This window comes from Facklamia sp. 7083-14-GEN3 (assembly GCF_024742075.1).
In the GTDB taxonomy this organism is placed as follows: Bacteria; Bacillota; Bacilli; order Lactobacillales; family Aerococcaceae; genus Facklamia.
Map to the genome: position 1 here is coordinate 281957 of NZ_JANSGD010000001.1, position 21938 is coordinate 303894.

A 21938-nucleotide genomic window follows, 5' to 3' on the forward strand; every position below is an offset into this window, starting at 1 on the left:
ACCCCGGTTTAATTGAAAAAAAGACTATAAATTGATACTATTAGCTTATAGAAATGAGGTTATTATGAACATTAATATTTATGATACAGCTAACACTTTAGAACGTGAATTACGCCAGTTGCCCGCTTATTTGAATGTAAAATCTGCACTCGAAGAAATAAAAAAAGATTCTGAGAGCAACCAGTTGTTTGAAGAATTTCGTCAGGTTTCACAGTCACTTCAGACAATGACAGAACAACCGAGTGAAGATAAAATCACAGAAGTTCAAAACTTGTATGCAAAAGTAATGGAAAATCCTTCTATTAAAAAGCTAATGGAAAACGAACAACAACTTGGTCTTCTAATGGAAGAAATCAATCAAATCATTACCAAACCACTACAAGACTTATATCAAGCGCCAACTGAATAACTTTGAATTTGGCAACTGGAAGACATCGAATAATTATCTTTCGAGGTTCTTTCAGTTGCTTTTATCAACCAATTATTTTGGAGAGAGGAGACCTAGATGCGTTTCATGCATTTTGCTGACCTACATTTAGATAGCCCCTTTGCTGGAATGCAAAAACAATATCCTAGCTTACAAGAAGTCTTAATCCAAGCCCCATATAAGGCATTCCATCGAGGCGTTTCATACGCTATCAAAGAAAGTGTAGACGCTGTTGTTATTGCAGGAGATATTTATGACACTCAAAAACAAACAATTTATGCTCAACATGCTTTTTTAAAAGAATTAGAACGACTGAAGGCAGCAGAAATTCCAGTCGTTATTTGTCATGGGAATCATGATTATTTGAATAATAAACGTTTTCTTATGCAGTATCCAGAAAATGTTTATGTCTTCAAAGAAGAATCTGTTGATTATATAGATATAAAGACCATTAATGATCAAACTTGTCGCTTTTATGGTTTTTCCTATAATCAACGTTGGATTCATGAATCAAAGGCCCAAGAATTCCCTTCAAATAATAGAGAAACTGACTTTACAGTGGGCTTATACCATGGGGAATTATTAAGTGCGACGCAAGTCGGAAATTATGCTCCTTTTACATTGGAGCAATTGATTTCAAAAAATTATGATTATTGGGCCTTAGGGCATATCCATCAAGCAAACACCTTATCTACAATCCCACTGATTCAATATGCAGGCAGTCCTCAAGGAAGAAATCGTCTGGAAATTGGCGAAAAAGGAGGCTACTTAGTCACTTTAGATTCCAACCAAAATGTGAAATCTGAATTTATTCATTTGGCTGAAATTGAATGGAGAGATGAAATTATTGAGTGTCAGGAAAACTGGCAGGTCAATGATTTATTATGGGCGATTGAATCTTTAGTTACTAACTTTAAGGAAGAGGTTGATAAGGGCTTACCTTCTAAGATTATCTCCTTAACTTTAACAAATGCTCAACGCTTGCCAATTGATTTACAAGAACAAATAGAAAAAGGTGAGGTTGAGTCGATCCTTACTGAACCTCAGTCCATCGAAAAATTTGCTATCATTGTCAGAGTAAATCTTGAGCGTCAAATGGTTTTGGATGCCTTTGAATATGACAAAACGTTAAAAAACAGTTTTCAAGCGGCTTGTCAAGATATGATAGAGGGTCAAGCTTATCAAGAAAGTCTAGCCGAATTGTTTGATCATCCAATTATTAAGAAAAGATTGTCAGATTTATTGTCTGATGATGAGTTAAAAAAAGAATCAATTCAATCAGCGCAAGAATTGATGATTCAGGCGATTGGATTTGAATTTAAGGAGGCGATTGATAGTGAAGATTAGTACCCTAGATATCTATGGATATGGTAAATGGGTCAATCAACGCTTTGATTTAGATGATCAATTACAATTGATTTTTGGTCAAAACGAAGCTGGAAAATCGACACTCCAATCCTTTATTCGCAGTATTCTTTTCGGATTTCCCTCTAAACATCGACGTGTTAATCAAATTAATCGCTATGAACCCAAACTTAGTGAAGTTTATGGGGGAAGAATTCTCTTAAGAGAAACTAGCTATGGAGATATTTGGGTTGAGAGAACGAATAAAGGTCTTTCTTTGACAGATACTCAAGGACGTGAGCTTGATCAGCAAGTGTTAGATCAGATTCTCGGTGGATTAGATGAAAATCTCTTTGATTCTTTTTATGCCTTTTCATTACAAAATTTACAAGAATTATCTAATGTAGATGCCGAAAAGCTTGGTGATTATTTTCTATCCATTGGTACAGTTGGGTCGGATAAGTTTCTCTCTGTGGCAAAGTATTTTGAAAAAGATCTGGGACAACTTTATAAGTTAAAGGGAAAAAACCCTAAACTTAATCAAGCGTTATTGGACTACGAAGAGCTTAGTCAATCCATTGAAAAAATGAAGCAGAATATGTCTAAATATGACGAATTGTTCGATCAACAGCAAGCTGAAATGGACCAAATTGAAGCTCTTAATCATACCATTCAATCTTTAGAAGAAAAACAAAGACAGTTGGATCAATTGATGACACGCTTTGATATTTATCAAAAAGATATAGTTGCTCAAAGAGAACTTGAGCAATTAGTTTATACTAAAATGGAAGAAGATTTACCAGAAAAACTAGAGGAAGCTATACGTGTAAAAGCTGAAAGTCAAAAGACCATACAGCAAATGGAAGAACGTATTCGGAATTTAAACCATGAAATGAGTGCACTAACTCGTTTAAACTGGGGTAAAAACCATGAAGATCAAAGAAGGCAATGGTCAATTGCCACAGCCCATATTAAAGAGGTGAATTTACGTTTAGAACATGTTTTAGAAAGCATTCAAGAACAAACTAATACAATGGCTAGATTAGCTCGTGAAGGCCAATTTTATCCGGAAAAAGTGAAAAAGTCTTCCGAATTTGACCGTGAAATTGAGCAAGGTTACGAGATTCAAGCGATGATTGATGATTTAGAAGGTCAAAAAGAGGCGCTTCAAGCTGAAAGAAAAGTTTTTTTAGACCAGCGAAAAGAATTACAAACCTATTCTGTCACAGTAAGGCAGCAGCATGCAAAATTAGAAAGTATGCGAATGAATGAAAAAGCTCAGCTACAACAAGTTACAAATATTAGACATTATTTTGTAGGAGCTCTTTCAATTGTTTTAGGATTTGCAATAGGAGGGTATCATCTACTTAATCAAACTGGAATAAACTTCCGTTGGATTGCTTTAATTTTAATAGGGGTAGGGATATTATCAAGCGCCTATGTCTTCTTTGAACATCAAAAATATAAAAAGCAATTTCACTCTTCGCCAGCAATCGAGAAAATGGCTGAATTGCAAAGGAAAGAGCGACAGTATCAAGAAAGAAGTCAAGAATTAGGTCAAGATATTAATCAAAGAGAAGCCAATCTACGTTCGATTGAAGAAGAATTAGTCAGAAAAAAACAAGAGCAACAGCGATGGTTAGTTGCCTTAGGTTTTTATCCTACAGCGGATGCAGAAATGGTTCTTAAATCCAATCCAGTTAAAGAATATTTTCAAGCAGAAACGATTCGTCAACAATATGAAGAAGAGCGAAACAATCTTAATCTAGAGATTGCTAAATGGCGCAAACAAATCGTACCATTATTAGAACGTTTTCCGCTTGGAGATCAAAGTATAAAAGTACTTATACATCACATTGAAGAAACTGAAGTTTCGATTGCTCGTCAAGTAGAACGTGGGAAGGCGATGGAAGAACGGATTAACAATGCTCAAGATATCATTTCTCAAGAGGAAAAAAATCTAGAGCAACAGAATGAAACCATTAAATCTGTTTATCAATCAACAAACTCATTTGATGAAGTTGATTTTAGACAAAAAGTTCAAGCAAATAATCAAATTCAGCAACTTAAAGAAAAACGTGATTTATATAGTGAGCAGATTAAAGGCTATGAAAATGAGATGTCAGCTATTGATAGCAAACAGTCACTGATTAATCAATATAATAAGGTTCAAAATGAATTAACACTTAATAAAAGTCGTGTTCAGCCCCATCAATATCAGCGTGCAAATATTGAAGTGGCTTTAAATCAGCTTGAGCAAGATGGAAGCTATCAAGTTTTACAACAAAAATTGGAAGATAAAAAAGCTGAAATCATTAAATATGTCCAAGAATGGAGTAAGAAAAAAATTGCCGTCGATTTAATCTATCAAACATTAAGACAGGGAATGGATAACCCGATTCCTGAAATGAATAAAATGGCTAATGAAATTTTTTCTAAATTAACATACGGACGCTATGATCAAATTAAACTGAATAAAACTGGCATCAAAGTTAAACAGTTTTCAGATGTGCTTTTTTCTCCCCATGAATTGTCACAAGGAACACTGGAACAATTATATGTTGCTTTGCGTTTAGCCTTTATAGCAAATGCTTCGTCAATGGTATCAATGCCTATCATAATCGATGATGCATTTGTAAATTTTGATGAAATACGTAAAGCAAGTATGTATAAAGTTTTAGAGACAATCAGTCAAGATCATCAAGTTTTATTTTTTACTTTTGATCAAATGGCTGCGGAAACATTAGCGATTGATTCGATGATAAATTTGGATGAGCTGATAGAAATGAATTCAACTGAGGAGGAGAGCTAAATGAGTTTATTATACGAGGTTAAAGATGGAGACGAATTTGGAATTTATGTTCTCATTAAAGCAGCAGATGTGAGAACCGCTCGAAATGGTAAGCCATTTATTGCCTTCCGCTTTCAAGACCGTTCCGGATCAATGGATGGCATGTATTGGTCAGCCACTGAGGATGAAATTAATAAATTTCAGGTAGGTAAAGTCGTTTTTTTAAGAGGCGATCGTGATACTTATCAAGGCAGTCCTCAAGTAAAGATAAAAGCACTTCGTTTGGCAGAAGAAGGAGAACCTAACGATCCAACCCTTTACGTTGAACGAATTTCTATGAAGATTGAGGATATCAAAGAACAAATTAATGACGCTTTATTTCTCATTCATGAACCGAATATTAGTCGAATAGTGCGAAAAATTTTGAGTGAACATGAAGAGGCTTTTTATAGCTATCCAGCTGCTAAAAGAAACCATCATGCTATGGCAGGTGGCTTGAGCTATCATACTGTTTCTATGTTGAAGATAGCTAGAGCACTTTTGGATATCTATCCACAAATAAATTCTAGTCTACTTATTGGTGGCTTGATTCTTCATGATATTGGCAAAACAATCGAACTCTCCGGAGCTATCTCAACAGAATATACTTTTAAAGGTAAGATGCTAGGTCATATCGTCATTATGTCTGAAATGATTGAGCAAGTATGCCAACAAATTGGTATTGATCCTAATCAAGAAGCAGTTGTTTTATTAAAACACGTTGTGTTAGCGCATCATGGTAAGTTGGAATATGGTAGTCCAGTTCAGCCACGTATTCTTGAAGCAGAAATTCTTCATCATATCGATAATTTAGATGCGACTATTAATATGATTTTATCAGTTTTAGACAAAACTCAAGATGGTCAGGAAAGTGCTCAAATTTATCCACTGGATCGTCGCAGTTTTTATAAACCCAATTTCAGAAAGTAGGAAAATGAATGACTGAAAATAGTAATCAAAAGAAATGTAATTGTCAAAACCATGACCACCATCATGAATCTAATCATGAATGTCAATGCCAAGCTAATCAATCAAAATCGGACTCTGGACACTCATGTGGATGCCATCATCATTCAGAACATAATCACCATCATGGATGTGGTTGTCACCATCAACAAGTAGATAATCTACAAACAGATCTTGGATTTTCTCTATTTTTTGAAGGGGAAATTAATGCGACTCCGGAAGAAGTGTGGAATCATCTAACTGATAATGAATATTTATCTAAATGGAAGCCAGATATAAGAATGATTGATTGCAAACCAGGTGGGTCATTTATAGTAACAAGAGATGGTCAAGAACATCATTTGATGTTAACAGATGTTGAAGAAGGTCATTTATTAGCTTATTTATGGGGAAATGACGATATGGTAGTAACAATTGATCCTGGAGAAAAAGAAACGACGCTCTTTACTTTTGAATATTGGTTCGGCGATAAAGAAGAAGCGAATGCTGAGGCTGTAGTTCCATGGATTATAAATCTTTATGAACTTGAACACTTTATTGTTCATAATGAATTAATGGATCCTAAAGACTTGCCGAAAGCGTTTATGGCAGAAGTTAATAACTTGATTAAAGAACAAAAAAAACGTGAAACTCTATAATATATAAATAAAAAGGTTGAGGATTTCCTCAACCTTTTTTATTATTTAAAATAGTTTTTATTCAGCAGGTGTTTCTTCGCTAGAAGTATCTTCAGCAGGAGCCTCCTCAGCAGAAGCTTCTTCAGCATTTGTTTCATCAGTAGAAGCATCCTCTGGTTGGTCAGCTAAATTGATTAAATCATCGACAGCATTTTTCAATTCAGGATCTTCTATACTTAGGTCAGAGTTTTTAATGAGCTCTCCGACAATTCCATAGGTGAAGTTAGAATCAGCATATTTACTTTGTTTATATGCTTCAACGACTTCTTCTTTACTTTCTTCTAAAGGTTTCTTTTCACCATTATTGATTGTTTTAATAACATGGTATCCGAATTCAGATTTAACGGGCTCGCTCGTCATTTCTCCATTAGCTAAAGATTTAACAGCTTCTTCAAATTCTGGAACCATCTGTCCTGGAGAAAAAGGTGCTAATAATCCACCGTTTTGCGCTGAACCATCTTTAGATAATTCTTGAGCAACGGTATCAAATTCTTCGCCGTTATTAATGCGTTCAATAGCATTTAAGGCTTCTTCTTCAGTATCAACTAAGATATGCTGCGCTTCCATCATAGGTTGATAATCATTTTCGTAGAAATTTTGGATGGCTTCATCTGACATATCGATGCGACCTTCAACAATCTCTTGAAGAAGATTACGGATATATAATTGATATTCATATTGTTCAGCGCTACCTAATTGTTGGTAAGATAAGAATTGTTGGAATACCTCATCTCCACCTAATTCTTCAATTTGTGATTGAACTTCTTCAGCAGCTTTTGTTTTAGCTCCTTCAGCATCTTCTACATTTTCAATTAATACAGCTTCAATAATTTTTGAACGTAGAGCAGTAGATCCAAATTGCTCTTTCATGTCTTTATAAAGGTCTTCAGCGGTAATAGTTGTTTCGCCAATAGTAGCAATAACACCTTCTTGCGCTGAAACACTGGTAAAGTTTGGTAAAGCAACAAGTGCCACACTTGCTGCAGTTAAAATCCAAGTACGGATTGATTTTTTCATATTATTTTTCACTCCTATAGTTCTACTATAATTTGCTATAACATTAGCATAAATATATCTTAACATTTAATGACTAGAAAAGGTAATATAAGCATGAAATTCTAAAAAACATCACAAATTTTATAAATTTAATTCTGAATTTAATTTGTTTTTGAAGTTGGATTGGTAGAAGATATTTTATCAATATCTTTATTTAATTGGTCAATATTTTCTTTAATTCGTCTTATTCTAGGTTCTGTTTCATCCATGACCTTCTGCTTGGTTTGATTGGTTAAATGAGAAATAAAGTCAATCGTTTGCTTACTTTCAGCACTTAATGACTGAATAGCTGAATGAAACCGCGCATAGTCTTGATCAACTTGTTCGAAATCAACTTTAAAATCTTTATAAGTTTCCTTAAGCTGATGTCTTGTTTTCTCACCAGATTGTTTAGCGTTCATTAAACCGGCTAGCACTCCAAGGGCCAGTCCCGTTAGAAAACCTTGTGGAAAATTTTTCATACTAATCGCCACTTTCTATTGTTTGTTTAATTGATGCTGCTAATTGCTGAAATTCATCTTGAGTGTAGGTATCTGAATGATCTTCAAAATGTAATTTAAATCCTTCATCTTTCTGATAACGTGGAATGAGGTGAATGTGTGAATGGAAAACAGATTGATAGGCGACTTCTCCATTGTTATTGAGAATATTCATGCCTTTCACTCCAGGTATACTTTTTTGAATGGCCTTGGCAATTTTTGGAATACGGCTAAAAACGGTACTTGCTAACTCTGGATCATATTCAAAAATATCCTTAACATGTTTCTTTGGTATGACTAAAGTATGCCCTTTGGTGACTTGAGTAATATCTAAAAAGGCAAAGACTTCATCATCTTCATATACTTTAGCGCTAGGAATCTCTCCGGCGATAATCTTACAAAAAATGCAATCTGTCATATTTTTCTCTCCTTTAAATAGCGACTTTTCTTCTATAGCATATCATAACAATTTTAGAAAACGCTATTAATAACATCTTAAAATGAGTCTTCATAAAAAAATCATAAGATTATACAGACATGGACTTAATTTCATTAAATATTCCATTTTAACTCACGCCTCCTTTAAAATAGGTGTGATATAATAGTCGTGTTGAAGAAGGTTATATTTTATATATAATAACAAATATATAGGAGGTAGAATAATTTGAATAAAAGTAAGTTTCAAAAAATGTACCTGCTCCTAACCCTTTTAGGTCTTTGCTTTATTTTTAATTTTGATTCTATAACTAAAGTTAACGGCCAAGAGGAAACGACAGAAGAGCAAACAGAAATAGACCAAGCTGATGAAACATCTAGTCAAGAAAGTCTTGAAATAAGCACTGAAACTAGGTTTGAACCTTTACCTGATGTTAGTCAATTTAAGCAGCTCATTCCTTATGCACGCTATTTAAATTATCAATACGTGGGAGATGGAAGTGAGTACTCAACTAAAGACGTCATCATGGAATTCATGCCCGATGCAAACGGAGTGTTTCAAGTCGCTGAGTTTACAGATACGGAAGCCGTTGCTTATGTTTATCAAATTAGGCCAGAAGGCCTATATGAACTTGCTTATTTTGATAATTATACGGTAGTTGAAGACTTAAGATATTCTGCTGACGCTTCTGATGATAATGTTTCACTTATTTTACCTGTAGACATAAGTGAAGGAACAATTTTTAAGTCAGGCTATCAAGAAGAAACTAAGAAAAAAATAATTGGCAGGGTGGATTCGCTAACAATTGGTCAAGATAATTATACCGATGTTTTACTTGTTGAAGAGATGGAAAAGAATAACGGAGATACAATCCGTATTTATTATGCCAATGATGCCGGATTGACTCTAATTGAGCGCCTTCATCCCGATGGAACAACTACTCCAATTATTTACCTAAAGTCTAGACAAGGTTCGATTATGGACCAATAGTGAATGTTGAAAATGGCAATTTTTATAATCAGTTTTAAGTAGAGCTTATAATATCAATTATAAGTTCTATTTTTATCAGTTTATTCCTTGCTTTTAATATTTTGAGTTTGGTATAATAATTAATCGTTAGGCCGCCGTAGTGTAATGGATATCACGGAAGATTCCGGTTCTTTCGATGGGGGTTCGATTCCCTCCGGCGGTATACTTAATTGTAGTAAACAATTTAAAAAACTAAAAAGAGTTCAGCCATTTTGGCTGTTTTTTATTTTGAGTTAAATTGGCGTAAACAAGAGCAACGACCAGACAATCACACAAGGGTTGATTAAGGTTTAAATAGTTATAAAAAACACAAGAAATAAAAGACTTGAAAAAGTAAGAACAAAAGAAAAAGCTACGGATAAAAAAACACTACAATTAATAAGTTACGTTCATAAAAGAACAATGGTAAAAAAAGAAGATTATTAGAAAAATTAGTAAGACTAGCAATAAAATACTGGTATTGTGAGCTAGTTTTTGATATGATAATTCATGTGTAAAAAATTACAGCAAATCAGCATTTTATATGCAATAAGTTATAAAGGAGCTCTTATATATGGCAATTAGTGCAGAATTAAGAACAAAGACAGGTACTGGTGCTTCTAAGCAAGCACGTCGCGAAGGTAAAATCCCAGTAGTTTTATATGGACAAAAATTAGAAGCAACTTCTTTATTAGTTGATCGTCGCGAATTCGAATCACTTCTAAAAAAAGAAGGATCTAACGCAGTTTTTGATTTAGATTACGATGGTAAAACTCAAAAAGTAATCTTAAAGGACTTTTCTAAAGCAGCATTAAAAGATACTTTCTATTCAATTGACTTAGAAGCCATCTCAGCTGATCAAAAGATTATTGTTGAAGTTCCATTAAACATTATTAACGAAGAAACTGTTAAAATTGGTATTGTGGAACAAACACTTAATACAGTTGAAATCGAAACTAAACCAGACATTATTCCAAACTCATTTGAAATCGATGTTACTGGAATGGAAATTGGTGATACTAAGACAATCGCTGACTTGGAAGTTCCAGCAGGCGTTGAAATCTTAGAAGATTCAGACGAAACAATCGTTTCAATTTCTGCTCCAACAGAAGAACCAGCAGAAGAGGAAGAAACTGAAGCAGTTGAACCTGAAGTTATTGGTGCTAAAGACGAAGAAGAAGAGTAAAAAGTTGTATTGTGAAGCACTATAAACGCTTGTCGTTTATGGTGCTTTTTTTAGATAGGAGTTGAACAAACTGATCACAAGAGAAGAGGCTGTTAGAGTCAAATCCATTTTAAAAAAATCTTTGAAAGACTTAGGAGTGGATAAGATTGGTTTTACGACAGCAGAACCTTTTGACCATTTAGAGGAAAGTTTAAGAGAGCAAAAGGTGAAAGGGCATACCACTGGTTTCGAACATCCTATCATTGAAGAGAGAATCTATCCTGAAAAAATCTTTGAAAGAGCGCAATCAATTATTTCGATTGCTTTGGCTTATCCTAGCAAATTTAAAAATGAACCAGCTTCTAATAAAGAAGAACGACGAGGTAATTTTGCTCGTGCCTCATGGGGGGAAGATTACCATCATATTTTATCAGAACGTATGCAAAGGGTTATTCAACTCATCCAAGCAGAAATTCCTAATGCTCGTTTCAAACCGATGGTTGATACTGGGGAATTGATCGATGTGGTGGTGGCTGAAAGAGCCGGACTGGGATTTATCGGTCGAAATGGTTTGTTAGTGACTAAAGAATTTGGTAGTTTCGTTTATTTAGGCGAAATTATTACGAATATTCCTTTTGAACCAGACCAAAAAGTTTCCTATGGTTGTGGAGATTGTTATCGTTGTGTGACGGCCTGCCCCACTCAAGCTCTTTTAGGTAATGGTAAGATGAATGCGCAGAAATGTTTATCTTACCAGACTCAAACCAAGGGGCATTTAGCTGAAGAATATCGCCGTAAAATTACTCATGTAATTTATGGTTGTGATATCTGTCAGATTGCTTGCCCTTATAATAAAGGAATCGATTTTCATCATCATCCAGAAATGGAGCCTATCCAAGATGAAGTAAAGCCTATTTTAAAGAATATGCTATCACTTAGTAACAAAGAGTTCAGACAACAGTTCGGGCACCTTGCGGGTTCTTGGCGAGGTAAGAAACCCTTACAAAGAAATGCCATTATTTCCTTAGCTAATTATCGGGATCGAAGTGCCTTACCACACTTACTGGAGTTAATTGAAAAAGATCCTCGACCGGTCATTCGAGCAACTGCTGCCTATGCTGTAAGTGTGATTCAAAGAGATAAAAATCAAGCCATGATTACTTTAATAGATCAACAATTAAAAAAAGAGACGGAAGTAGAAACCATTGAAGAAATGGAAAAAGCTATTAAACGTCTTAAAAATAAAAAAGAACTAAAGTCTAAAAGGAGGTAAACTATGAAAAATCATATCGTACTTTATGAACCCGTAATGCCAGCTAATACCGGTAATATATCAAGAAGTTGTGCGGGAACAAATACTAGTTTACATTTGATTGAACCATTAGGTTTTTCTACTGACGATAAAATGCTTAAACGGGCGGGATTAGATTACTGGGAGCATGTCGACATTACCTATCATGAAAGTTTACCAGCCTTCATGGAGTTCTTAGACAATCGTAGACTTTATTTGATTTCTAAATTTGCACCACGAGTTTATAGTGAGGCTAATCTAGCAGATTCCGCCATTGATGAGCAGTTTTTTATCTTTGGTAAAGAAACGACTGGTCTTCCTGAAGATTTCATGCAAGCTCATAAAGAACAATCTTTAAGAATTCCTATGAACGATCAGCATATTCGCTCCTTAAATTTATCCAATACAGCGAATATTATTATCTATGAAGCTTTAAGACAGCAGAACTTTGAAGGGTTGGAAGCTATTCATCACTATCGCGATACTGAAAAGGCTCAAAGATTAAAATGGTAATAGCTTGACAAATAAGGGCTATTTAATATAATAAATTTAATAGTTAGTACGAATAGTAACTGAAATAGGGGTCAATTAGAAAGTTAGCGGTCGATGAGAGCTAACCACTTATTCAGTGAATCCACGTATTTAATCTGCTTTATGAAAGCTAAGCATAAATAAAGCCGGTCATCACCGTTATGATATAAGTGTAAGAGTTTAGCATGAAATTCTTAAAAACGGGTGGTACCGCGGAATTAGAGACCTTTTCGTCCCAAATAGACGGAGGTCTCTTTTTTATATTTAAAGGAGGAAATAGAATGTTAGATAGACGCTATTTAAGAGATCATATTGATGAAGTTGTAGAACAACTCAGTCATCGTGGTATAAAATCAGATATCCTAAATGAGTTTAAAGAGCTAGATCAAAAAAGAAGATCCCTATTGAGTCAAGTTGAAGAGAAAAAAGGTATTCGTAATAAGACTTCACAAGAAATAGCAAATATTAAGCGGAATAAGGGAAATGCGGATGAAAAGATTCAAGCCATGCAAGTTATTGGGCAAGAAATAGCTGAATTAGACGAGACTTTAAATCAATTAGATAATGATTTGGCTCAAATTGAGCATGGATTACCTAATTTAGCTCATCAATCAGTTCCAGTAGGCGAAGATGAAGAAGATAACCTTGAAAATCATCGTTGGGGACAAATCACAGAATTTGACTTTGAACCCTTAAATCATTGGGATATTGCTGAAAATTTAGGCATTCTAGATTTCGAACGTGCAGGCAAAGTAACAGGATCTCGTTTTGTATTTTATAAAGGCTTGGGTGCACGTCTAGAGCGCGCTATTTATAACTTTATGTTAGACACTCATGTTAATAAAAACGGATATACCGAAGTTATACCGCCTTATATAGTTAATGAAAAGTCAATGTTTGGCACCGGACAATACCCTAAATTTAAAGAAGATACTTTCGAGCTGAACGATGATCGTAACTTTGTTTTAATTCCGACAGCAGAGGTTCCCCTAACCAACTATTACCGTGATGAAGTAATTCCAATGGAAGAATTACCGGTTAAATTTACTGCCATGTCTCCATCATTTAGATCAGAAGCGGGATCAGCTGGACGTGATACTCGAGGTTTGATCCGTATGCATCAGTTTCATAAGGTGGAAATGATAAAATTTGCACACCCTGAAAGTTCTTATGAGGAATTGGAAGCAATGCTTAAAGATGCTGAAGGCATCTTACAAGCCCTTAATCTGCCTTATCGTGTAATCACCCTTTGTACTGGAGATATGGGATTCTCAGCTGCTAAAACTTATGATATAGAGGTGTGGGTTCCTGCACAAGATACCTATCGCGAAATTTCATCTTGTTCAAATACGGAATCTTTCCAAGCTAGACGTGCCATGATCCGTTACCGAAACGCTGAAGGCAAGTTGAATTATGTTCATACCTTAAATGGATCTGGATTAGCTGTTGGTCGAACAGTTGTAGCTATCCTTGAAAACTATCAACAAGCAGATGGCAGTGTTAAAATTCCAGAAGTTCTTGTACCTTATATGGGGGGAGTAACTGAAATCACAAAAGAAAACGCAATGGGTTAAATTTAAACAAAATAAATCAGGTTCTATTTAAATAGAACCTGATTTATTTAATGAGTCAATTATTATTTAAATAAATAATATAGGATGACAATCGCACCTAAAATAATACGATAATATCCAAACGCTTTAAAATCATTGGTCCGGATAAATTTCAGAAGAGAACGAATTACAACTAGGGAAACGATAAAAGCAACAAACATACCTACCAAGAGGTAAATAAGTTCAGCGGTTGTAAAAACGAAACCAAAATCTCTTAATTTAACTAACGAGGCTCCAAACATAACAGGCATCGACATAAAGAAAGAAAACTCAGTCGCAACAGTTCTTTCCATTCCTAATAAAAGCCCACCAAGAATTGTTGAACCAGAACGAGAAGTTCCTGGAATTAGTGATAAAGCCTGAAAAAGCCCCGTCTTGAAAGCAGTAGGAAAAGATATTTTTTTAAGGGTATTAACTTGTTTAGCATGACGAGCCGGCTTTCTATTTTCAATCCATAAGAAAGCAAAACCATATAGAATTAAGGCCGTAGCAACCACATAGGGCGTATTAAAATACTCTTCCATGTAATCATTGATTAATAAGCCTAAAATCCCTGCTGGGAGGGTTGCAAATACAACCTTGAACCAAATGACCCAAATATTTTTTCTTTCTTGATTAGACTTCTTGAAATCTAAAGGGTTTAGTTTATTAAAGTAGAGTACGACTACAGCTAAAATTGAACCGAATTGAACAACGGTTCGAAACATTTCAATGAAACTTGGGTTTAAATTTAATTGGATAAATTCTTCAACTAAAATTAAGTGACCTGTTGAAGAAATAGGTAACCATTCTGTAATTCCTTGAACAATACTTAAGAAAATGATTTTTAACAATTCAATCCACTCTAAATCTTGCACTATTTTTCACCTCATTATCTTTTTCTAGCTTATTATAGCTAACAAATAAATAATTGTCACTAAGTGGTAAGTTCTTAAAATAGGAGTCTTTGAAAAAATATGTTAAAATAAGTTAAAAGAGGAGGGATAAAATGTTTGGATTATTTAAGAAAAAAGCTAAAAAAATTACCTTGCATGCTGTCTGTGAGGGTCAACTAATTCCTTTAGAAGAAGTAAATGATCAAGTTTTTTCTCAGAAAATGATGGGAGACGGTTATGCTATTAAACCGAGCCAATCAACTATCTACTCACCAGTGGAGGGGAAATTAATGAATGTTTTCCCGACTAAACATGCTATGGGTATAAAAACAGAGAATCTAGAATTATTGCTTCATATGGGTTTAGATACAGTTGAATTAGATGGCAGACCATTTAATACGCTTGTTAATGAAGGCGATAATTTGACGCCATCTACTGCCGTTTCAGAAGTTGATTATAAAGAAATAGAAACTGCAGGTAAAGATAACGTGATGTTGGTTATTTTTGTGAATGGTTCAGAAGTCATCGATGAGTTTAAGATTACAGCAAGTGGATCCGTCACTAAAGGACAAGAAATTGGGTATGTTACTTTAAGATAGAAAGTAAAAATGATTAGCTAATTCGCATGAATTGGCTAATCATTTTAGCTTTTAAAAATTTACAAACTAGTCATCACATCAATGTATCATTTGATGTGATTTATGTATTAGGTATTCCCAATATACAAACACATTCAGGAGCATAAGTGTCTTTGTTGATAAAGGATAGCTTTCCACTTTTTGAGTCCCTTTTAAACAAGGAAAGGTTATCAGAATCTTGATGAGCCGCTATTAGATAGTGTTCATCTAGCGACAAACAAAAATCTCTCGGAACTTTTCCGTATGATGAAATATCTTGTAGATGTGTTAGCTTACCGCTAGTTTGATCCACTCTAAAGAGGGTGATTTGATCTTGATAACGTGTAGAAACATATAAAAAATTACCATCGTTTGATATTTTAATTGCAGCTCCAGAGGCTTTGGGATGACTATCAGGTGAAATGTTAGAATAGCTATCAATGATTTCTAAGTGACCATTTTTCTTTAAGTGGCATAAAATTGTAGTATTATTAAGTTCACCAATAATGTAAACAAACTTCTGATTAGGATGAATTTCTAAATGTCGAGGACCTGTCCCTGCAGGCACACTTATAGTTTGTTCAAGATGGGCGATGGAACCATTTTCAGCTAAAGAATATACATAAACTTTATCACTACCTAAATCACAAACGTAAAGGAATTCATCTTGATTAAAGGCAGAAGCAAAGTGGATGCGAGACTGAGTTTGATTGGGATGAACGGATGAACCTTCATGAGTAATAGTCTGTAAATGTTTAATTTCATCATCATTGAATTTATAAATTTCGATCGTACCTTCATGGTAGTTGGATAGGTAGAGCGCTTTTTTAGAATCTAAATAGAAAAGATGACATCCAGCTGCTTGGGTGTGATAAAAATAATCTTTTTTTATCCAAGTATCATTATTATTTTTTTTGTATACGGCGACTCCTGAAAAAGGTTCTTCTTTTTCAATTGTAAATAAATAGTGATTATCTTTTGAGAGGGCAAGGTAAGTAGGGTTTTGAATATTATCAATTAACTCTCTTTCAGTAAAAGTTTCTGCTTGAGAATTAAAGGTGATCGACGATAATCCTTGGTTGATTCGACGGGTATAACCACCTAAAAAATAATTTTCTTTCATAAGATTGACTCCTTTCTTGTTCAAAAGTATTATAACATAAGGGTAGATTTTTATAATATTCCAGTCGTTCTATTTGTACTTATGATATGATTAAAACAAATTTATTAAGGATAGGAGGGGAATGATGCGTAAATTGAATCAGTTTTTATTTAAATCAGAATTTTTAAATGATCGCAATGTCATTCGATTATTAAAATTTATTCTAATTGTATTGGCAATATATGCTTTTACACAAATTGCTTATTTATTTCAACCTATCGTTGATTTTATGAATTTCTTTGCTTTCCCTTTTATTGGTACAGGGATTATGTATTATTTATTTTCACCGTTAGTGGTAAAACTTTCTAGACGTGGTGTGAATCGTCATTTATCGATTTGGTTAATTTTTATTGGAATATCACTATTAGTTACTTGGGGTGTAGCCACACTCGTACCGATTGTACAAAGCCAGACTCGCTCATTTATTAACGACTTACCCAAATATGTTGCAGGCATTCAAGATATTTTTAACAAGCTTCCTTTATTACCTGATTTTAACGAGGTCTTTCCTAATTTGGCTAACCAAGAAGGAAGTGTAGACTTAAACGGTCTCATTCAACAGATTCAACCGCTTGTTACGTCGACTTTTGGAGGATTAGGTAGTGTTATCGGGACCGTTTCAACGGTTGTGACGGGGTTGGTTACTATTCCTGTTTTACTTTATTATCTTCTGTTGGAAGGCTATAAGTTATTCCCTAAGATACTTTATTATATTCCTGATCGCTATAGAGAGACCTCCAAGACTATGATTTATCAATCTCATTATCAAATTGGTCAATATATTCGTGGACAAATTATTGTAGCAATTATTGTGGGTATCATTTTTGCTGCTGGATTTTCTATTATAGGTTTAGACTATGCGATTACTTTAGGAGTGCTAGCTACTTTTCTAAACGTCATTCCTTATATAGGTTCTGTGATTGCCGCTATTCCCGCTTTAATAATTGGTTTAATTGCCTCTCCTTTCATGTTTATAAAAGTTTTACTGGTTTTAGGAGTAGAGGCTTTAGTTGAAGGAAGGCTTATACAACCACAAATTTTGAGCTCGAATTTAAAAATACACCCAGTTACAATTTTAATCGTTCTGTTAGGAGCTGGGCGTATATTCGGTGTAACGGGAGTAATTTTAGGTGTTCCTGCTTTTGCAGTATTAAAAGTGATTGTAACGGAACTCTATCGTATTTATCGTAAGCATTCCGATTTATATGGGGATCATTTAATTAATAATACAGACAAACAGACGCTCTCGAAAGAAAGCTTAATTGACATGAACCTAATAGAAGATGGGCAAGATGGTTTTGCCGCAGAAGATCAAGTTGATAAATTACTAAACTCCAATCAATTATTAAAATAAAGTTATTTCGCCTCTTTTTATGGAAATATCTGTTAGATAACTTTATAATATTAATTAACAAGGCGTAAAAGTGCGTCAAAAAAGCAAGAGTATCCTTTGGATGCTCTTAATTTTATGTGAAGGATTTGTTATAATGGGTGTAATTATTAACGGTATCGTAATTGTTATATGTAGTTTAATTGGTATGGGTCTAAAAGCAGGAATACCTGTTAAAATTCATGAACGATTGATGCATGGTATTGCTTTATGTGTGCTTGCTATTGGAATTGATGGCACCTTAGCTGGTGAAAATACGATTGTTATGATTTTATCAGTTGTTGTAGGAGCGATGATCGGAGAATCAATCGATATTGATCATAAAGTAACCTATGGAATTTCTTTGATTGAAAAGAAATTTTCAAAACCGGGTGTTGATAGTCAATTGGGACAAGGCTTTATATCAGCAGCGATGATCTTTTGTATCGGTTCAATGTCGATTTTAGGTTCTTTAGAAAGTGGATTAACGGGTGATAATACCACTCTTTATACCAAGTCTATCCTAGATGGTATTACTGCGATTCTATTGAGTTCGTCTTTAGGGGCGGGTGTTTTGCTTTCGTCAATTCCAGTTGTAATTATACAAGGCACATTAGTAATTCTATCAGGGTTTTTAGCACCTATCTTATCTGAAGCTGTAGTGAATGAAATCATTGCTGTAGGATCTTTACTACTTATTGGATTGGCTTTGAATATTTTAAATATCACTGAGTTAAAGATTTTAAACTATACACCTGCAATCTTTTTACCACCTATCTTCTTGACGCTATTATCCTTATTCTAACTAAAATTAATTTATGGAGGTTATTTATATGAAAAAAATTGTCGGTATTGTGGGCAATAATTCCACTGAGTCTACTAATCGTAAGTTGTTACAATATATTCAAAAACATTTTCAATCTAAAGCGGATATAGAATTGATTGAAATTCGAGACCTTCCTATGTTTAATAAACCATCAGATGGTAAATTACCATCTGTTATCCTTGAAATGTCTGAAAAAATTGAGGCAGCAGATGGAGTGATTATTTCAACAGCAGAGTATGATCATTCAATTACTTCTGCGTTGACCAACGCATTGTCGTGGTTATCTTTTAATAATTTTCCATTTGTAGATAAGCCGGTAATGATTATTGGCGCTTCATATGGTCTTTTAGGTGCTTCAAGAGCGCAACAGCATTTGCGTGCAATTATGAATGCGCCAGTAATTCGTGCTATGGTGATGCCTGGATGTGAATTTATGATGGGTCATTCTAAAGAAGCTTTTGATGAAAAGGGTGAGCTTGTTTTTCCAGATAAAGTGCAACAACTAGAAGCTTATTTTAGTGACTTTTTGCAGTTCATAAATGTTTCCGAGTTAATACAAGATAGACATGCTTCAAATGTGAATGAAGCGATGAAGTTTTATCGTGAGCAGTTCGAGAAATAACAGGAGGTATAATATGAAATTAGTAGGAATTGTAGGCTCAAACGCAACGTTTTCTTATAATCGTTTATTGTTACAATATATCCAACGCCACTTTGCTAACCAATTTGATTTTGAAATTTTAGAAATCGACCAAGTACCAATGTTTGATGCGAGTCAAGGGCAAGATCAAACCGATCATCCAGCTATTCAGAAGTTATACAAAGCAGTTTCAGAAGCAGACGGGGTAATAATTGCGACACCTGAACACTTATATACAGTGCCCGCTGCCTTAAAGTCGACTATCGAATGGTTATCACATAAGGTGACACCCTTTATTGATAAGCCTGTTTATGTGATAGGTGCATCGTATTTAGATCAAGGAACTTCTAGAGCGCAGTTACATCTTGATCAAATTTTAGTATCTCCCCGTGTAAATGCCTATGTTTTTCCAGGGCACGAGTTTTTATTAGGTAATGCAAAAGAAAAATTTGATGATAAAGGTGAGATTATTGATCCAAATACCGTTGATTTTCTGGCTCAATGCATCGCTAAATTTGTACGTTATGTAAAACTTATTCAAAAACTAGATGATATTCCTGAAAGTCCTATTGAAAGAATATAATTAATTTTAATCAATCAGTTAAATTAACCTAAATTAAATAAAAAAAGGTGTCGGTACAAATGCCGACACCTTTTTTTATTTTTTCTGGCAGAGTGTTTTGCTTAAATTTTTGGCTTTTTCTGTATTAGCAAAATGAAGTTTAGCAATTTGATTAAGGCTTTCAATTCCATATCTATCGATTAATTTTGCTGCAAATAGATCAACATTTTTTCCTGCTCCTGAAGGTAGTTTGCTTCCAAAAGGCTCTCCTAGAGCATGAAGTTTTTTAACAAAGGCATCTCTAGCGATAATAGAAGCACAAGCAACAGATAGATGAATGGATTCGGCCCTTTTAGCGAAATATACATGGTTTCGATATACTTCCTTTTCACTTTTTAAATGCTGATAATAATTCTTTTCAGGTGTAAATTGATCAATCAATACTCCATCAAGATTATTTTTTTGTTCAAAAGATAGTTTTTTATACAACTCTTGAATAGTAAAGTTATGTAGTCTGGCTTTAAGTCCGTTTGCATTATATTTTTGGATCATTTGATTGTATTTTTGTGGATTAGCAATTGTTAAGTGATAATCAATTGAGTGCATGAGATCAGCTGCAATCCTTCCAATTTCTTGATCAGATAATTTTTTAGAATCTTTAGCACCAAGCTCTTTGATTAAATCCTGTTTTTCAAAAGGGAGATAAACTGCACAGACAGTTAATGGTCCAAAGTAAGATCCATTTCCCACTTCATCTGATCCGATTATATTTTTAAATTGAATATCGGTTGGTAAATGACTGATTGCCTCAGTATTTTTTGAATTGATAAATTGGGATAAATCTTTAGACCATATTCTTGCTTCATCTTCTGCTGCTTTTCCTTGAAAGAGCACTTTCCCAGATTTATAAGCAGTAATAGTGACATAAGGTAATTTAGCTCTAAAGATGCTATAAGGAACGGGTTTAATTAGGTGTTTTTGGTACTTTTTTTTCATATCATTGAGAGTTATTTGCTCTACTTTAAGAGTGACACTTTCCATTTATATACCACCTTCTTTGACTTAACTTTCATAATTATCAGTTTATCATCTTCTTGATTATTCGTATAGGAAAGGTGCATTATAAAGGGACTTTTGGTAAAATGGTGAGAGAATCAAGCTTGAAGAGGAGATAACATGGAAGAAAAGAATCGTTATAAAGCATTGATTGAAGGTAGAGTTTATACTATTGTGGGCCACCGTTCGAGAGAGCACATGGATGCAGTCGTTCAATTGCTGACTCAACAATTACAGCAATTAAAAGAGCTTGATCCCAATTTAACTCAAGAAGATCGTGCTATTTTGATGGCTATTAATGCTATTTCAGATCAAATTACAAAAGAAGAAAAAATTTCAGTTTTAGAGAAAAAACTGGGCTTAGGCTAATTTTTAGCAGTACAATATGAATTGTGAATGATTTAAAGTAACTAATGAGTGATTCATTAGAGGGGGTACTATATGTTAAGTGTTATTGTTATTGTAATTTTGGCCTTAGCCTTTTATTCTGGCTATCGGTCAGGAATGATTATGCAAATTGTGAGATTATTAGGGTATATCATAACTTATATCATCGCTACTCAATATTTTGATGTTTTAAGTAAGTGGGTGGCGATGATTATACCATTTCCAGCTGTCCAACCAGATAGCCAGTTAGCCCTTTATACGGAAGCTCAATCTTTTTTACTCGATCAAACCTTCTATAAGTTGATTACCTTTTTAATTATTTGGCTGATTGGATGGCTGTTAACAAATGTCTTATCCATTTTGTTCACTAAATTAACTTATTATAGTGTTTTAAATATTGGTAATCGATTAATAGGCGGAATACTCAATTTCGCCGTCGTTTATTTCATTGTGTTCATGGTTTTATATTTACTGTCCTTAATCCCTATAGAATTTATTCAACAGCAGTTTGTAAATAACCCATTGATTTTTAGAATGGTTGACTCAACCCCTATTTTAACTGACTTCGTAGGGAAGTTTGGCTTAGGTTCTTAGTGATTATTAATAAGAAAGGGGAATCTT

22 protein-coding genes, 1 tRNA gene, 1 pseudogene and 1 other annotated feature are annotated in these 21938 nt (G+C 34.2%); of the genes and pseudogenes, 18 read left to right on the forward strand and 6 right to left on the reverse strand.

Going from position 1 to position 21938, the window contains the following annotated elements; genetic code table 11:
* Positions 1-64: 64 nt before the first annotated feature.
* From NW240_RS01305 to NW240_RS01325, 5 genes are all read left to right on the forward strand, one after another.
* Positions 65-409 (forward strand): YlbF family regulator, encoded by a 345-nt coding sequence (locus NW240_RS01305; RefSeq protein WP_258435626.1) that lies wholly within the window; start codon positions 65-67, stop codon positions 407-409.
* Positions 410-505: 96 nt separating this feature from the next.
* Positions 506-1774, forward strand: a complete 1269-nt coding sequence (locus NW240_RS01310) for a DNA repair exonuclease (protein ID WP_258435627.1) — start codon at positions 506-508, stop codon at positions 1772-1774.
* A complete protein-coding gene (locus tag NW240_RS01315; RefSeq protein ID WP_258435628.1) occupies positions 1764-4583 on the forward strand; it encodes an AAA family ATPase in 2820 nt (939 codons plus the stop codon). The genes NW240_RS01310 and NW240_RS01315 overlap by 11 nt, the downstream gene beginning before the upstream one ends.
* Positions 4584-5531, forward strand: coding sequence for a 3'-5' exoribonuclease YhaM family protein (locus NW240_RS01320; RefSeq protein WP_258435629.1), 948 nt, complete (start codon positions 4584-4586; stop codon positions 5529-5531).
* An 8-nt stretch (positions 5532-5539) separates the two neighbouring features.
* Positions 5540-6205: an SRPBCC domain-containing protein gene (locus NW240_RS01325; RefSeq protein WP_258435630.1), complete on the forward strand. Its 666-nt coding sequence runs from the start codon at positions 5540-5542 to the stop codon at positions 6203-6205.
* Between the two features lie 57 nt (positions 6206-6262).
* On the opposite strand, the gene NW240_RS01330 is transcribed toward NW240_RS01325, so the two are convergent.
* The 3 genes from NW240_RS01330 to NW240_RS01340 form a co-directional block, all read right to left on the reverse strand.
* Positions 6263-7261: a peptidylprolyl isomerase gene (locus NW240_RS01330; protein WP_258435631.1), complete on the reverse strand. Its 999-nt coding sequence runs from the start codon at positions 7259-7261 to the stop codon at positions 6263-6265.
* A gap of 140 nt (positions 7262-7401) precedes the next feature.
* On the reverse strand, positions 7402-7761 hold the full coding sequence (locus NW240_RS01335; RefSeq protein ID WP_258435632.1) for a YtxH domain-containing protein: 360 nt from the start codon (positions 7759-7761) through the stop codon (positions 7402-7404).
* Position 7762: 1 nt separating this feature from the next.
* Positions 7763-8197 (reverse strand): HIT family protein, encoded by a 435-nt coding sequence (locus tag NW240_RS01340; RefSeq protein ID WP_258435633.1) that lies wholly within the window; start codon positions 8195-8197, stop codon positions 7763-7765.
* Between the two features lie 246 nt (positions 8198-8443).
* Between NW240_RS01340 and NW240_RS01345 the strand changes: the two genes are divergently transcribed.
* The 6 genes from NW240_RS01345 to serS all read left to right on the forward strand — a co-directional run bounded on the left by NW240_RS01345 (position 8444) and on the right by serS (position 13784).
* Positions 8444-9205, forward strand: coding sequence for a hypothetical protein (locus NW240_RS01345; protein WP_258435635.1), 762 nt, complete (start codon positions 8444-8446; stop codon positions 9203-9205).
* A 130-nt stretch (positions 9206-9335) separates the two neighbouring features.
* A tRNA-Arg gene (locus NW240_RS01350) sits at positions 9336-9407 on the forward strand.
* 390 nt (positions 9408-9797) lie between these two features.
* The gene (locus NW240_RS01355) at positions 9798-10409 is read left to right on the forward strand and encodes a 50S ribosomal protein L25 (protein WP_258435636.1); all 612 of its coding nucleotides are present in this window, start codon (positions 9798-9800) and stop codon (positions 10407-10409) included.
* A 121-nt stretch (positions 10410-10530) separates the two neighbouring features.
* Entirely contained in the window at positions 10531-11661 is a 1131-nt protein-coding gene (gene queG / locus NW240_RS01360; RefSeq protein WP_258435637.1) for a tRNA epoxyqueuosine(34) reductase QueG, read from the forward strand.
* A 3-nt stretch (positions 11662-11664) separates the two neighbouring features.
* Positions 11665-12192, forward strand: a complete 528-nt coding sequence (gene trmL / locus NW240_RS01365; RefSeq protein ID WP_258435638.1) for a tRNA (uridine(34)/cytosine(34)/5-carboxymethylaminomethyluridine(34)-2'-O)-methyltransferase TrmL — start codon at positions 11665-11667, stop codon at positions 12190-12192.
* A gap of 33 nt (positions 12193-12225) precedes the next feature.
* Positions 12226-12451, forward strand: a binding site (T-box leader).
* Positions 12452-12491: 40 nt separating this feature from the next.
* Entirely contained in the window at positions 12492-13784 is a 1293-nt protein-coding gene (gene serS, locus NW240_RS01370) for a serine--tRNA ligase (protein ID WP_258435639.1), read from the forward strand.
* A 62-nt stretch (positions 13785-13846) separates the two neighbouring features.
* On the opposite strand, the gene NW240_RS01375 is transcribed toward serS, so the two are convergent.
* Positions 13847-14683, reverse strand: a complete 837-nt coding sequence (locus tag NW240_RS01375) for an undecaprenyl-diphosphate phosphatase (RefSeq protein ID WP_396134552.1) — start codon at positions 14681-14683, stop codon at positions 13847-13849.
* Between the two features lie 128 nt (positions 14684-14811).
* On the opposite strand from NW240_RS01375, the gene NW240_RS01380 reads away from it, so the two are divergent.
* Positions 14812-15297, forward strand: a complete 486-nt coding sequence (locus NW240_RS01380) for a PTS glucose transporter subunit IIA (protein ID WP_258435641.1) — start codon at positions 14812-14814, stop codon at positions 15295-15297.
* Positions 15298-15397: 100 nt separating this feature from the next.
* On the opposite strand, the gene NW240_RS01385 is transcribed toward NW240_RS01380, so the two are convergent.
* Positions 15398-16438: a lactonase family protein gene (locus NW240_RS01385; RefSeq protein ID WP_258435642.1), complete on the reverse strand. Its 1041-nt coding sequence runs from the start codon at positions 16436-16438 to the stop codon at positions 15398-15400.
* 124 nt (positions 16439-16562) lie between these two features.
* Between NW240_RS01385 and NW240_RS01390 the strand changes: the two genes are divergently transcribed.
* The 4 genes and pseudogenes from NW240_RS01390 to NW240_RS01405 all read left to right on the forward strand — a co-directional run.
* Positions 16563-17831 carry an AI-2E family transporter gene (locus tag NW240_RS01390; RefSeq protein ID WP_258435643.1) on the forward strand — a complete coding sequence of 423 codons (1269 nt, stop codon included), beginning with the start codon at positions 16563-16565 and terminating at the stop codon, positions 17829-17831.
* A 133-nt stretch (positions 17832-17964) separates the two neighbouring features.
* Complete coding sequence (locus NW240_RS01395) at positions 17965-18651, forward strand: DUF554 domain-containing protein (protein WP_258435644.1); 687 nt, start codon at positions 17965-17967, stop codon at positions 18649-18651.
* A gap of 28 nt (positions 18652-18679) precedes the next feature.
* The gene (locus NW240_RS01400; protein ID WP_258435645.1) at positions 18680-19294 is read left to right on the forward strand and encodes an NADPH-dependent FMN reductase; all 615 of its coding nucleotides are present in this window, start codon (positions 18680-18682) and stop codon (positions 19292-19294) included.
* Positions 19295-19307: 13 nt separating this feature from the next.
* Positions 19308-19859: pseudogene (locus NW240_RS01405) on the forward strand (NADPH-dependent FMN reductase); the annotation flags it as partial.
* A gap of 111 nt (positions 19860-19970) precedes the next feature.
* Here NW240_RS01405 and rnhC read toward each other — a convergent pair.
* Complete coding sequence (rnhC, locus tag NW240_RS01410; protein WP_258435648.1) at positions 19971-20915, reverse strand: ribonuclease HIII; 945 nt, start codon at positions 20913-20915, stop codon at positions 19971-19973.
* Between the two features lie 135 nt (positions 20916-21050).
* Here rnhC and zapA point away from each other — a divergent pair, with 135 nt between their 5' ends.
* Positions 21051-21299, forward strand: a complete 249-nt coding sequence (gene zapA, locus NW240_RS01415) for a cell division protein ZapA (protein WP_258435649.1) — start codon at positions 21051-21053, stop codon at positions 21297-21299.
* Positions 21300-21371: 72 nt separating this feature from the next.
* Positions 21372-21911, forward strand: a complete 540-nt coding sequence (locus NW240_RS01420; RefSeq protein WP_258435651.1) for a CvpA family protein — start codon at positions 21372-21374, stop codon at positions 21909-21911.
* The last annotated feature ends 27 nt before the right edge of the window (positions 21912-21938 follow it).

Excerpts from the sequence above, each read along its gene's own strand:
- NW240_RS01305 (WP_258435626.1), top strand. The coding sequence starts at position 65 with ATGAACATTAATATTTATGATACAGCTAACACTTTAGAACGTGAATTA.
- NW240_RS01310 (WP_258435627.1), top strand. The coding sequence starts at position 506 with ATGCGTTTCATGCATTTTGCTGACCTACATTTAGATAGCCCCTTTGCT.
- NW240_RS01320 (WP_258435629.1), top strand. The coding sequence starts at position 4,584 with ATGAGTTTATTATACGAGGTTAAAGATGGAGACGAATTTGGAATTTAT.
- NW240_RS01325 (WP_258435630.1), top strand. The coding sequence starts at position 5,540 with ATGACTGAAAATAGTAATCAAAAGAAATGTAATTGTCAAAACCATGAC.
- NW240_RS01330 (WP_258435631.1), bottom strand. The coding sequence starts at position 7,261 with ATGAAAAAATCAATCCGTACTTGGATTTTAACTGCAGCAAGTGTGGCA.
- NW240_RS01335 (WP_258435632.1), bottom strand. The coding sequence starts at position 7,761 with ATGAAAAATTTTCCACAAGGTTTTCTAACGGGACTGGCCCTTGGAGTG.
- NW240_RS01340 (WP_258435633.1), bottom strand. The coding sequence starts at position 8,197 with ATGACAGATTGCATTTTTTGTAAGATTATCGCCGGAGAGATTCCTAGC.
- NW240_RS01355 (WP_258435636.1), top strand. The coding sequence starts at position 9,798 with ATGGCAATTAGTGCAGAATTAAGAACAAAGACAGGTACTGGTGCTTCT.
- trmL (WP_258435638.1), top strand. The coding sequence starts at position 11,665 with ATGAAAAATCATATCGTACTTTATGAACCCGTAATGCCAGCTAATACC.
- serS (WP_258435639.1), top strand. The coding sequence starts at position 12,492 with ATGTTAGATAGACGCTATTTAAGAGATCATATTGATGAAGTTGTAGAA.
- NW240_RS01380 (WP_258435641.1), top strand. The coding sequence starts at position 14,812 with ATGTTTGGATTATTTAAGAAAAAAGCTAAAAAAATTACCTTGCATGCT.
- NW240_RS01385 (WP_258435642.1), bottom strand. The coding sequence starts at position 16,438 with ATGAAAGAAAATTATTTTTTAGGTGGTTATACCCGTCGAATCAACCAA.
- NW240_RS01390 (WP_258435643.1), top strand. The coding sequence starts at position 16,563 with ATGCGTAAATTGAATCAGTTTTTATTTAAATCAGAATTTTTAAATGAT.
- NW240_RS01395 (WP_258435644.1), top strand. The coding sequence starts at position 17,965 with ATGGGTGTAATTATTAACGGTATCGTAATTGTTATATGTAGTTTAATT.
- NW240_RS01400 (WP_258435645.1), top strand. The coding sequence starts at position 18,680 with ATGAAAAAAATTGTCGGTATTGTGGGCAATAATTCCACTGAGTCTACT.
- rnhC (WP_258435648.1), bottom strand. The coding sequence starts at position 20,915 with ATGGAAAGTGTCACTCTTAAAGTAGAGCAAATAACTCTCAATGATATG.
- zapA (WP_258435649.1), top strand. The coding sequence starts at position 21,051 with ATGGAAGAAAAGAATCGTTATAAAGCATTGATTGAAGGTAGAGTTTAT.
- NW240_RS01420 (WP_258435651.1), top strand. The coding sequence starts at position 21,372 with ATGTTAAGTGTTATTGTTATTGTAATTTTGGCCTTAGCCTTTTATTCT.